At 73.2% G+C, this 12,029-nt stretch carries 9 protein-coding genes; 3 read left to right on the forward strand and 6 right to left on the reverse strand.

Annotated features, from left to right (window positions below; genetic code table 11):
* Window positions 1-38: 38 nt before the first annotated feature.
* The 3 genes from O3W51_RS45145 to O3W51_RS45155 form a co-directional block, all read right to left on the reverse strand.
* A complete protein-coding gene (locus tag O3W51_RS45145; RefSeq protein WP_198358533.1) occupies window positions 39-1,238 on the reverse strand; it encodes a glycosyltransferase in 1,200 nt (399 codons plus the stop codon).
* A complete protein-coding gene (locus tag O3W51_RS45150) occupies window positions 1,235-2,356 on the reverse strand; it encodes a glycosyltransferase family 4 protein (RefSeq protein ID WP_138353932.1) in 1,122 nt (373 codons plus the stop codon). Before O3W51_RS45150 ends, O3W51_RS45145 begins: the two co-directional genes overlap by 4 nt.
* 156 nt (window positions 2,357-2,512) lie before the next feature.
* A complete protein-coding gene (locus tag O3W51_RS45155; protein WP_138353933.1) occupies window positions 2,513-3,940 on the reverse strand; it encodes a HEAT repeat domain-containing protein in 1,428 nt (475 codons plus the stop codon).
* Between the two features lie 337 nt (window positions 3,941-4,277).
* Here O3W51_RS45155 and O3W51_RS45160 point away from each other — a divergent pair, with 337 nt between their 5' ends.
* The gene (locus O3W51_RS45160; RefSeq protein WP_138353934.1) at window positions 4,278-5,756 is read left to right on the forward strand and encodes a PP2C family protein-serine/threonine phosphatase; all 1,479 of its coding nucleotides are present in this window, start codon (window positions 4,278-4,280) and stop codon (window positions 5,754-5,756) included.
* Between the two features lie 67 nt (window positions 5,757-5,823).
* On the opposite strand, the gene O3W51_RS45165 is transcribed toward O3W51_RS45160, so the two are convergent.
* The gene (locus O3W51_RS45165) at window positions 5,824-7,296 is read right to left on the reverse strand and encodes a DNA-binding protein NsdB (RefSeq protein ID WP_138353935.1); all 1,473 of its coding nucleotides are present in this window, start codon (window positions 7,294-7,296) and stop codon (window positions 5,824-5,826) included.
* A gap of 472 nt (window positions 7,297-7,768) precedes the next feature.
* On the opposite strand from O3W51_RS45165, the gene O3W51_RS45170 reads away from it, so the two are divergent.
* A complete protein-coding gene (locus tag O3W51_RS45170; RefSeq protein ID WP_164295929.1) occupies window positions 7,769-8,857 on the forward strand; it encodes an aminoglycoside phosphotransferase family protein in 1,089 nt (362 codons plus the stop codon).
* A gap of 292 nt (window positions 8,858-9,149) precedes the next feature.
* Complete coding sequence (locus O3W51_RS45175) at window positions 9,150-11,084, forward strand: N-acetylmuramoyl-L-alanine amidase (protein ID WP_269289680.1); 1,935 nt, start codon at window positions 9,150-9,152, stop codon at window positions 11,082-11,084.
* A gap of 94 nt (window positions 11,085-11,178) precedes the next feature.
* On the opposite strand, the gene O3W51_RS45180 is transcribed toward O3W51_RS45175, so the two are convergent.
* Both O3W51_RS45180 and O3W51_RS45185 read right to left on the reverse strand, forming a co-directional pair.
* The gene (locus O3W51_RS45180; RefSeq protein WP_138353938.1) at window positions 11,179-11,679 is read right to left on the reverse strand and encodes a hypothetical protein; all 501 of its coding nucleotides are present in this window, start codon (window positions 11,677-11,679) and stop codon (window positions 11,179-11,181) included.
* Window positions 11,680-11,756: 77 nt separating this feature from the next.
* Window positions 11,757-12,029, reverse strand: a 273-nt coding sequence (locus O3W51_RS45185) for a hypothetical protein (protein ID WP_269289681.1), incomplete at its 5' end; no start/stop codon positions are given.

The raw sequence follows: 12,029 nt of genomic DNA on the forward strand, positions 1-12,029 counted from the left end.
CAGCCGTACCGCTCGGCCTGGCTGCGGGCGGCGGCGGGTCATGGCGTGGCTCCCGGTGTGCGGGCGGGCAGGGCGCCGACGGAGGAAGCGGTGATCAGGGGCGCGGCTTCGTGGGCGGCGAGGAACGCGGAGACGGCCGCGGGCCAGCCGTACCGCTCGGCCTGGCTGCGGGCGGCGGCGCGGCGGGCGGACTCGGGCCGGGCCAGCAGGCGTTGGACGACGTCGGCGAAGCCACGGCCGTCGGTGGCTCCGGCGCCGGCCGGGCCGATGAGGGCGGGGAGTGCGGACAGGGCGCTGGCGACGACGGGGGTGCCGCAGGCGAGCGCCTCCAGGGCGGCCAGTCCGAAGGTCTCGGCGGGGCCGGGGGCGAGGACGATGTCGGCGCAGGCCTGGAGAGCGGCCAGCCGGTCGCGGTCGGCGACGTGGCCGAGGAAGGTGACCGGGAGCCCCGCGGCGCGCGCCCGGGCCTCCAGGCGGCCGCGCAGCGGGCCCTCCCCGGCCACGACGAGCGCCACGTCGACGCCGCGCCGCCGGAGTTCCGCGAGGGCCTCCAGGGCCCGGCCCGGCCGCTTCTCGGCCGACAGCCGCGAGCACATCACCAGCAGCACCGCGGCGCCGCCCGCGTACCGCGCCCGGAGCGCGCCGTCGCGGAGCGCCGGGCGGAACCGGTCGAGATCCACGCCGAGCGGGGCCCGTACGACGTTGCGCGCCCCGAGGCGTTCGAACTCGGCGGCCGCCCACGCGGTCGTGCACACGATCCGCGAGTAGGCGTGCGCGGTACGGCGGTTGAGCCGGTCGGCGGCGGCCCGGGCGGCGCCCGGCGGCATCCCCCAGGTACGGAGTACGGCGTCGGCGCTCTCGTGGGAGACCATGACGGCCGGGACCCGGTTCCTGCGGGCCCACTCCCCCGTCCAGCGCAGCGTCGTACGGTCCGAGACCTCCAGCCGGTCCGGGGCGAGCGCGTCGAGCAGCGCCTCGACCGGTTGCCTGCGGGCGAGGACGTGGTAGCCGCCGGTGCCGGGGACCGGAGTGCCGGGAAGGGTGATGACCTTCCCCTGGGTGGTGGATTCCGCGCGGATCGCCGGGCGTCCCGGGGCCGCGGACCCCGGCATGACGAGGACCGGCTCGTGGCCGGCCGCGAGGTAGCCCTCGCCCAGGTGCTGGAGGGCGGTGCGCAGCCCTCCGGAGACGGGGGTGATGAAGTTCGCCAGGCGGACGATCCGCAGCGGCCGGCTCATGCCGCGACCGCCGTACGGGCGCTGAGCACCTGCGCGTAATGGTCCAGCAGTTGGTCGCCGACCGCCTCCCAGGTGCGTGCGGCGACATCGGCGCGGCCGGCCGCCCCGTACCGCGCGCGCAGCGCCGGGGCACGCTGCAGGAGCTGCACCGCGTCGCAGAGCGCGTCGGCGTCCCCGGGCGGCACCAGCAGGCCGGTGCGTCCGTGGGCGACGAGGTCGAGCGGGCCGCCGGCGGCGGGGGCGATCACCGGCACCCCGCTGGCCATCGCCTCCTGGACGGTCTGGCAGAACGTCTCGAAGGGGCCGGTGTGCGCGAAGACGTCGAACGAGGCGAAGATCCGGGCCAGCTCGTCGCCGGTCCTGGAGCCGAGGAAGACCGCGCCCGGCAGCGCCGCGCGCAGCCCGGGGGCGCTGGGACCGTCGCCGACGACGACCACCCGGACGCCGGGCAGCCCGCAGACCCCGGCGAGCAGGCCGACCTGCTTCTCCGGGGCGAGCCGGCCCACGTAGCCGACGATCAGCTCGCTGCGCGGGGCGAGGCTGCGGCGCAGCGCGGGATCGCGAAGTCCGGGCCGGAAGCGCACCGGGTCGACGCCACGCGGCCACAGGTGCACCCGGGGAACGCCCTGCCGTTCCAGCTCCCGCACCGAGGCGGTGGACGGCGCGAGGGTGCGGGCGGCGGCCGCGTGCACGGCGCGGATCCGCCGCCAGGCGGCGGCCTCGCCGACAGGGAGGTAGGAGCGGGCGTAGCCGGCCAGGTCGGTCTGGTAGACGGCGACCGCCGGGACCCGCAGCCGCTCGGCGGCCGCCATGCCCCGCACTCCGAGGACGAAGGGGCTGGCGAGATGGACGATGTCGGCGCGGTGCGCGGCGATGGCCGCGGCCGTCCGGCGGCCCGGAAGGGCCACCCGCACCTGGGGGTAGCGGGGCAGCGGCAGGGAGGGGACGCGGATGACGGGGCAGGGGTCGTCGCCGGCCGGTATGTCGTTCGGCCCGGCCGGTGCGATGACCAGCGGCTCGTGCCCGCGCCTGGCGAGGTGTTCTGCGGTGCGGAGCGCGCAGTGCGCCACTCCGTTGAGGTCGGGTGGGAAGGACTCGGTGACGATCGCAACTCGCATACCCACGTTGTCGCCATGCCGAGCGTTGACAGGGCCACGTCGATCTATACCGCCGTGGAACGCGTGATGACCCTTCGGGCGGCCGGGCCGCCGTTTCCGGTTCCGTGAACCGCCGACGGCCCCCGCCGGGAGGCGGGGGGCCGTGGGAGAAGCGTCCTAGCGGGCCGGTTCGCCCGAGCTGAGGCGGCCCCGCACAGCGGTCTGCACCTCGGCCTCCTCGGCCGGATCGGCGGCCATCCGGCGCAGCTGGGCCAGCACCCGGACGTCTCCGGTGGCGGCCTGGTGCGCGGCGAGTTCGCGCGTCGTCTCCTCGCAGTCCCACAGGCACTCCACCGCGAAGCCGGCGGCGAAGCCGGGATCGGTGGCAGCCAGCGCCTGGGCGGCGCAGCCGCGCAGCTGGGACGAGGAGGTCTCGCGGTAGACGTGGCGCAGCACGGGTGCCGCGCGGCCGATGGCGAGCCGGCCGGCGCCTTCGATGAGGACGGCGAGGCCCTCGGCGTCGGCGCCGTCGCTCTGGACGAGTCTGCGCAGTCCGGCCAGCACCCGGCCGGTGTCCTCGTCGCCGCCGCGGCAGGCGAGCATGCGGGCGGCGGAGATGCCGAGCGCGTCCTCGCGCTCCGACCAGGAGCGGGCCCGGTCCATGGCGTCGCTGCTGCGCATCCGCTCGAACGATTCGAGGGCGGCTCTGACGACGAGGTCCACGGGACTGGCGGCGGCGGCCTCGATGAGGTCCAGGGCCTGCGGGTCCTGCCGGTCCGCGAGGTGGCGCAGCGCGGCGGCGCGGGCGGCGGCGGGGCCGTCCTGGGCGGCGGCGACGAGCTCGGGACGGTCCTCGGGTCCGGCGACGGCGGCCAGGCAGCGGGCCGCGGGTTGATCGCGGTAGGCGGCCGGGTACTGGGTAAGGCCCTCGTCAGCCCATTCGAGTACGGCGCGGACGCTCCAGCCGGGGGTCGGTCCCGTCGGGCGCAGCTGGCGTTGCCAGCGGTCGAACGACACCTCTTCCAGTGCCTTGCGGACCCGGGCGGCGGTCGCGGGGTGCCGGGAGTCCTCGGCCCACAACTGCCACGGCCGGGGCTCGTACGCCTCGCGCACGGCCGCGGCCAGCTCGGTATCGCCCTCGGCGGTCTCCGGGAAACGGGCGAGCAGGGCGGGCCCGAGGCCGCGCAGTCCCTGTTCGTCGTCACGGACGGCCAGCTCGTCCAGGGCCCACTCCCAGGTGCCGCCGGTGGCCGCGTAGCGCCGCAGCAGGCGCAGGGCGTCACCGCGCCCGTAGCCGGCGAGGTGGCCGAGGACGGACAGCGCGAGACCGCAGCGGTGCTCGTCGGGGTCCAGGAGGTCGTCCGGATGGAAGAGGTGCTGTTCGATCCCGTCGAGCCCGGCTTCCAGTTCGGAGTACAGCCGCGCGTAATAGAGGGAGCGCGATTCCACCCGCCAGTCGAGGCGGGGGTCCCGCAGGACGCACTGCTCCAGAGCGGCGAGGGCATCTGCCCGCTGCGCCGCCAGGGCATGCAGGGTCCCGTCTCCGCGTCCTCGCTGGAGGAGGCCGAGAAGGGTTCCACTGGGCGCTATGTCTGGGTCGAACATGAGGTCAGCATCCGGTGCGGGGGGTTCCAAGGCAACGGGATTTCCGCTGCGGGTGCCCGGCATCCTTACCGGCCACCTGGCGTTTCAAGCCTGGCGGAGGGTGGGAATGTGTGGGGCCGGGGCGGGCCGCAGCCTACCGAGGTTTCCCCGCCCGTGTCGCTCCGGGCCGCCGGAGGCTCCGGAAGGCTTATGGCATATGCCATAAGCACCACCGGATCGGGTATTGCCGAAACCCTTACGGGCCATCACGCCGTGTGCCACAGTCGTTACCGGCCCATCGTCTGCCTTGGCCGCTCAGCACCGGTATCCGGTATCGGAGTCACCTTCGGAGAGCGTCATGCCGTCCCATCTGCACGCGGATCACTCCGCCGCACCGTCGACCGACCCCGATGCGGTGGACGCGCTGATCTCCCAGGCCCGCCGGCTGCGCAGCGAGGTCGACGCGGTACGCCGCGACACCGCCGCACCGGACGGTGCGGACCCCCGGGTCCGCTGGGAGCGCGCGCTGTGTGATCTCGCGGTGCACCAGCTCGACGATCTGGGCGAGCATCTGGGGCAGCTCCGCGAGGGTTTAGCGGACGACGGCAGTGCCGCGGCCCCGTTCGTCCCCAGTGACTTCGCCGATGCCCATCTCCCGTCCCCCGCCATCCCGGACCGTGTGCCGGATCACGCTCCCGGCCGGGCCGGCAGCGCCGAGTGGGACCTGCTGACGGACGAGGCGGAATGGTCCGACGAGCTGTACCGGATCTTCGGCCGCGACCCGGACGACGGTCCGCTGACACTGGACGAGCTCCCCTCCTGGCTCTTCGAGGAGGACCAGCAGGCGCTCACCTCGATGGTGACCGGCTGCCTGGTCGACGGCAGGCCCATCGACGGTGAGTTCCGCATCGTCCGCTCCGACGGATCCACCCGGACGCTGCACATGGTGGGCGAGCCGGTGCTCGACGCTGACGGCGGCACCGCTTCGATGTGGGCCGTACTGCGGGACGTCAGTGAGCTGCGCCGCAGCCAGCTGACGCTGAGAGAGACCCGTGACTCTCTCCAGCGACAGCGGCAGCTCGCGCGGTCGGAGCACCGGCTGGCGGTTGAACTGCAGGAAGCCGTGCTCCCGCCGTGGCGCGGCTCCCTGCGGTTCCCGCAGGGCGGCGGGCCCACCACCATGGACCTGGCCGCCCACTACCTCCCTTCCGGTACCAGCGCCCTGATCGGCGGCGACTGGTACGACGCACTGCAGCTTCCCGACGGTGCGACACTGCTGACCGTCGGCGATCTCACCGGACACGGCGTGAGCGCCACCTCCGGCATGGCGATGATGCTCGGAGCGCTGCGCGGCATGGCGATGGCCGGGCTGGAGCCCGGACCGTTGCTGGGCAGGCTGAACCATCTGCTGGACACCTCGGCCCAGCCCACCCTCGGCAGCGCGCTGTGCTGCCGCTACGACCCCGCCGACCGCACCCTGTCCTGGGCCCAGGCCGGCCATCCCGCCCCACTGCTCTTCCGGGACGGGACGGGGCGCGCGCTGGATCCGCCCGAGGGCGTGCTCCTCGGAGCCACCTCCGACGCGCGGTACACCCAGGCCGCCGAGCCCCTCAACCCGGGCGACCTGCTGGTACTGCACACCGATGGACTCGTACCCCGCCGGACGTCGTTCCCGGCCGCGACGGAGCCGACGGACGGCGCACGACGGCTGCTCGCGATGGCGCCCCTGTTCACCCGGGCCCGCACCGCACAGGACTGCGTACGGCTGGTCGTCGAGGAGTTCGGTGCCCCCGAGCGCGAGGACGACGCCTGCGTGCTCGTCGCGAGAATCGGTTAGACCAGATCGCCGTTGACCTGGTTGAATCTGCGGAGACGTTGGATCCGCCCTGGATCTGCCCGGCCGGTCAGACCTGCCGGGTGCTCCTGTTCTTCGGCAGCGGCGGCATCGCGGCCTCGATCTCCGACCGCAGATCCTGGATCGTCGTGTAGTCCGCGTACCGCCCGGTGAGCCGGTACATCTCCCGCAGCCGGTCCCATGTCCGGTGCGAGGACGTGCTGCCGATCGTCAGCAGTGCCATCCGCGCGTAACGGTCGGCCTGCTCCGGGTCGTTGGCGATGAAGCACGCCGAGGCCAGCGAGATGTAGTCGAAGATCTTCGACCGGTCCCGGCCGGACACCCGCAGTTCCAGCGCGTGCTTGGCGTGCATCTGCGCCTGGGCGGCGGCGGACGGGTCGTGCTCGGCCAGCGTGCGGTACGCCAGTGCCTGCATCCCGTGCAGGTCCGCCTCGTCGAACATCTGCATCCAACTCGGCGGCGGAACATCGCCCTTGTCCGAGACGAACAGGTCCTCGGCCTCCCCCAGCGTCCGCCGCATCGCCTGGCCGCGCCCCATGGACGCCTGGGCCCATGCCTCGATGGTGTGCAGCATGGCGCGGGTGCGGGGCAGGGCCTGCTCGCCCGATCCCGACTTCGCCAGCTTCATCAGATCGAGCGCGTCGTCCGGACGGCCGATGTGGACCATCTGCCGGGCCGCGCGGGACAGCGCCTCGCCGGCCCGCGGCCGGTCGCCTCCCTCCCGCGCCGCGTGCGCGGCGATCACGAAGTACTTCTGCGCCGTGGGCTCCAGGCCCACGTCATGGGACATCCACCCGGCGAGCACGGCCAGATTGGCGGCCACACCCCACAGTCTGCGCTGCAGATGGTCCTGGTGGTGGTAGGCGAGCATGCCGCCCACCTCGTTGAGCTGGCCGACCACAGCCTTGCGTTGCAGCCCGCCGCCGCGGGCCGCGTCCCAGGCACGGAACACCTCGACCGAGCGCTCGAGAGCCTCGATCTCCTGGGAACCCACCGGAGCCGCCTCGTACCGGTCGTACGCGGCGGGTTCGGCGTGGAGTGGATTGTCGATGACCGGTGCATCGGCCACCAGGGCCGGGTCGGTGTGCAACCAGTCGTACATTGCGCTGCTGAGTGCTGAGCCAGCGGTGAGCGCGGCGCCCGCGCCCACCAGACCGCGTCGGTTGAGCATGAGGTCCATTCCCGTGAATTCGGTGAGGACCGCGGCTGTTCGTTCCGGTGGCCACGGCAGACCTTCTCCGGTCTGCTTCTTCCCCGCGTGCCGGTGCCGGTCGAACCCGAGATCCTCGATGGTCACGACACGGCCGAGCCGCTCGGTGAACAGAGCTGCCAGCACCTTCGGAACGGGTTCGCGCGGCGACTCACCGGTTTCGATCCAGCGGCGCACCCGCGAGGTGTCGGTCGCCAGCTGCGGGTGGCCCATGGCCGCCGCCTGCCGGTTGACCAACCGTGCGAGTTCGCCCTTGGACCAGCCGGTAAGGCCGAACAGGTCCGCAAGTCGGGTGTTGGCTTCTTTGCTCACGTCAAGCCCCCAGGTTCCTCGGCACGGTTGACACTAATCGCCTGACAAAGGCCCCGCGAGTATTCGCCACGCTTCGCCAGGGTGCGCCAGATGGTCTGCCACCCGCGCCAGGGTGTGATGTAGGAACGCGCCACCCCGGCCCGGCACTAGCCGGCTCCCGGAAGGTCGTTCGAGTCACCCGTGAGCAGCCCTGAACTGCTCTCTTGTGGAGGGGACGACCGGCCCCGGGAGGGGCGTGCGGCGCGTGGACGGACCGGGCCGACCGGCCTGAACCCGCATTCCCCAGGGTGCGGGTCCGGACGCCGACACCGGTTCCGAACCGTCCACGCGCCGGCCGGACCACCGACGCCACCGACCGGCCACCACGTCGCGGCACCGCGACGCGGACACCGTCGGAGGCGGTACCGCACCGACGCAGCACCGCATCACTGTCATGAGCTCGCAGGCACACGAAGGGATCTGTTTCCCCCTCATGTATTCAGCATCGTCCTCCGTGTCCGCTCCGCCCCGGTTGTCGCACCCCGCTGGTACGGACTCCTCCATGCGCACCCGTCCGCCGCTCACCGCCGCTCGGCGGGGCCTCCCGACGGGCACCTCCCATCCGCTCAGCGGGAGACTCGACTTGACCGGCCCCCAGGGCGCTCAGCTGCGGACGGCCATCGCCGCGGTTCAGCGGATATGCCCCGAGTTCAACCCTGTTCAGATGCTGCGCCGCAGCGGGCGCACCGCACTGCTCGTCGGTACGTCGGGACGCAGTCCCGCGGTCGCCAAGTGTCTGCTGGACCAGTCCCCAGCGTGGGTCGAGCGGTTCCAGCACGAGATAGCGGCTTACCGGGCGTTCGTCCGCCACCGGCCGCCAGCCCGGGTCCCACGGCTGATCGCCGCGGATCCGGAGAGCTGTGTGCTGGTCCTGGAGCGAATGCCCGGACGGGTCGTGTCGGTACAGCGCCATCCGACCGAGACCCCGCCCCGGTCCGATGTCCGTGCGGCCATCGGCGCGTTCGGCCGGATCAACCTGTGGCGGCCGCCGGCCGGTGTGTTCGACGCGCCGATCGACTACCCGGCACGTATCTCGCGCTACCACGAGCTGGGGCTGCTCACCGACCGGGACATGGGTGACCTGCAGAAGCTGTTGCACGGACTCGCCCATGTGCAGGGGCAGTTCTGTCACGGCGACGCCCTGCTCTCCAATGTGCTGCTGTCCCCGGCCGGCCCGGTGCTGGTCGACTGGGAGCACGCCGGCTGGTACCTGCCGGGGTACGACCTGGCGGTGCTGTGGTCGGCGCTCGGCAACGACCCGGTGGCGCGCCGCCAGATCAGCCAGCTCGCCCAGAACCAGGGTCCCGCCTCCCGGGACGCCTTCCTGGTCAACCTGATGCTCGTCCTGACCCGCGAGATCCGTACCTACGAGACCGCCGTGCAGCGCACCATGCGCAGCGCCACCCCGCCCGCGCAGACCGTGCCCGGAGCGGGCGAGGAGCAGCGGCTGCTGCTGCGCCGGCTGCACGACGACTGCGGTCTGGCCCGGCGGGCGGTGCGTGCCGCCGTCGGCACGCGCTGAGCCCCGCGCGGACCCGTCCCGCCCCCCGGATCACGGGGGTTTTCACCACCCGCCGGCACCCGCGTCACCGGTTCAGACCACTGACGCGGGGCAGGCCAGCACGCCCGTGCCGGGGAAACTCCCGGCACGGGCGTTTGACGTGCGCAAACAGTGCCCGATTGGGGCCTGTTGACGGATCGTCCGGGAGCCGATACCTCTGTGGAGCCGTTCGCCCCAGTACCGCTTCAAGGAGGCCGCATTGCGAGAGTCCGCCGCCCGATCAGCGAGACACCGACGGAGCACACTGCGTACGGTGACCGCGGCGGCCGCTGCCGCGGCACTGCTGCCCGTGCTCTCCACGGCCACATCCGCGAACGCCGCCCAGCCCGCCACCTCGTCGCTGCAGCGGGCGTTCAGCGACGCGGCCCAGCGCTACCAGGTGCCGGCGAGCGTCCTGCTCGGCGTGTCGTACATGGAATCGCGCTGGGACACCCATCAGGGGCTGCCCAGCGTCACCGCGGGCTACGGCCCGATGCACCTCACGGACGCCCGTACGGCGCTCACCGACTTCCCCCAGAAGGGTGACGGCGGTGACGACTCGCGCGGTGACGACTCCCGGCCGCTGACCGGCACCGGGCAGGCCGTTCCCGACGCCGACCTGTCGAAGCTGCCCGCCACCCTCACCACGCTGGAGCGGGCCGCGGGACTGACCGGCCTGCCGGCCCAGGACCTGCGCAAGGACCCGGCGGCCAATGTCGCCGGCGGCGCGGCCCTGATCGCCGCCGCCCAGAAGTCCCTGGGGCAGCCGCTGAGCGCCGACCCCGCGGACTGGTACGGCGCCGTCGCGCGCTTCTCGGGCGCCGACGACTCGGCGACCGCCGGCGCCTTCGCCGACGACGTCTACGACGTGCTGCGGCAGGGCGAGTCCCGCACGACCGACGCCGGGCAGAACGTCACCCTGGCGGCGGCTCCGGGGATCGCCCCGGCCACCGCGCAGGCGGCGGCGCTGGGCCTGAAGCACGTCAACGACAGCGGGACGGAGTGCCCGCGCGGGGTGGGCTGCGAGTGGCTGCCCGCGCCCTACCAGGAGACGACTCCCGGGGACTACGGCAACCACGACCTCGCCGACCGGCCCGCCAGCCAGAAGATCGACACCATCGTCATCCATGACACCGAGGGCAGCTGGGACACCGCGCTGAAGCTGGTGCAGGACCCGACGTATCTGGCCTGGCACTACCCGGTCCGCTCGGCGGACGGCCACATCGACCAGCATCTGAGGACCAAGGACGTCGGCTGGCACGCGGGCAACTGGTACACCAACGCCAAGTCGATCGGCATCGAGCACGAGGGCTTCCTCATCGACCCGGGCACCTGGTACACGGAGTCGATGTACCGGACGTCCGCGCGGCTGGTGGCGTACCTGGCGAAGAAGTACGACATCCCGCTGAACCGCCAGCACATCCTCGGCCACGACACCGTGCCGGGACCGACCGGTGCGTACATCGGCGGGATGCACACCGACCCCGGGCCGTACTGGGACTGGGCGCACTACTTCCAGCTGATGGGCGCTCCGCTGCACGCCACGGCGGGTCCGGGCGGCGGCCTGGTCACCATCCGACCGGACTACGACGAGAACCGGCCGCTGTACACCGGCTGCGTCACGGCGGGCGACACCTGCCCGGCCCGCGGCTCCGAGGCGGTGCGGCTGCACACGGCGCCGAGCGAGGACGCGCCGCTGGTGAAGGACATCGGTCTGCACCCGACGGGTGACTCCACGACGGGCGTCAACGACGTCGGGGCGCGTGCCTCCACCGGTCAGCAGTACGCGGTCGCCGAGCGCCAGGGCGACTGGACGGCGGTGTGGTACCTCGGCCAGAAGGCCTGGTTCCACAACCCGCGGTCGCAGCCGACCGCCGTCAACGCCTGGGGCTGGACCGCCACCCCGAAGGCGGGCCTGGCCGACATCCCGGTCTACGGGCGCGCCTATCCCGAGGCGGCGGCGTTCCCTGCGGGTGTTCCCGTGCAGGCGATCGTGCCGATGCCGTACAAGCTCCTGGCGGGCCAGGAGTACGCGATCGGCAACCGGGTCCAGGGTGAGTACTACTACTCGACGACCTTCGACACCGCCTCGCACCAGGTCGTGCGCGGCAAGCAGGTCTACTACGAGATCCAGTTCGGCCATCGGGTGGAGTACGTCAGGGCCGAGGACGTCACCGTCCTGCCGTCCCAGGTGGGCGCTCCGCGCTGAGCCGTTCTCCCACGGGCGGATGTTCGGCCGTGGGACGTGACAGGGGCGCCGCCGGATCCCGGCGGCGCCCCTGTCACGTGCGGTGTGCGTCCCGTCAGCCCTGCTGGAACATCTCCGCGGGCAGCGGCTTCAGCAGTTGGTACAGGTCGTCGGTGATGGGGCGGTCCCAGGTGGCGATGGTGACCTGGACGCCGTCGCTGCGGTCGAACTGGGCGCAGGCGATCCGTGCTTCCGAGACCTTTATCCGCCGGACGATGAGCAGGCCGTCGCCGTGCATCGCGGGGGTGTCCTCGGTGCTGACCACTTCCACCGGCTCCTCGTTGCCGAGGGCCACCATCAGCTGGGCCACCTCGAAGGGCACCTGGCCGTCCTCCAGCTCACGCGCCGGGGAGCCCTCGGGGAGATTGCCGATCAGCATGGCGGGACCGCGCCCGCCGAAGAGGTCGTAGCGCAGGAAGATGCCCTGGCAGCTGCCGTCGGGACCGGGCAGCAGCCCAGCGCCGAGAATGCCCGGCCAGTCCCCCGGGTCCATGGCCAGGACATCGAAGTCCGGCCCGGTGGGCGTGGCTGCGGTGCGGCGGCGGAGGAACGACATACGGCCATCGTACGTGGCCCGCGGCCCCTTGCGCGGCGCCGGGGGCCGTGGCCGCCGGACCTCTCGGCGGCCCGTCCTCATTCCTCCCCCGCGACTGCCCCGGACGGGCCGCCGGGCGGGTCGGTCCGGTACGCCCCCGGCAGCCCGCCGGGGTCGGTGCCGAGCTTGCGGTAGACGGCGGAGAGCAGCCGGCCGACGGTGACCTCGCCGGTGGACAGCTCCGCCGCGATCGCCGCCGGTGTCGCGCCGGTGGCCGCGCGGGCGGCGGCCGCGTGTTCCTGCTCAGTGAGGGTGGCGGTCCCGGTGGCGGGCAGCCGCAGGGGCCGCAGGCCCGCCGAAGTGAGCTCCCC

The organism is Streptomyces sp. H39-C1, from assembly GCF_027158125.1.
GTDB lineage: Bacteria > Actinomycetota > Actinomycetes > Streptomycetales > Streptomycetaceae > Actinacidiphila > Actinacidiphila fildesensis.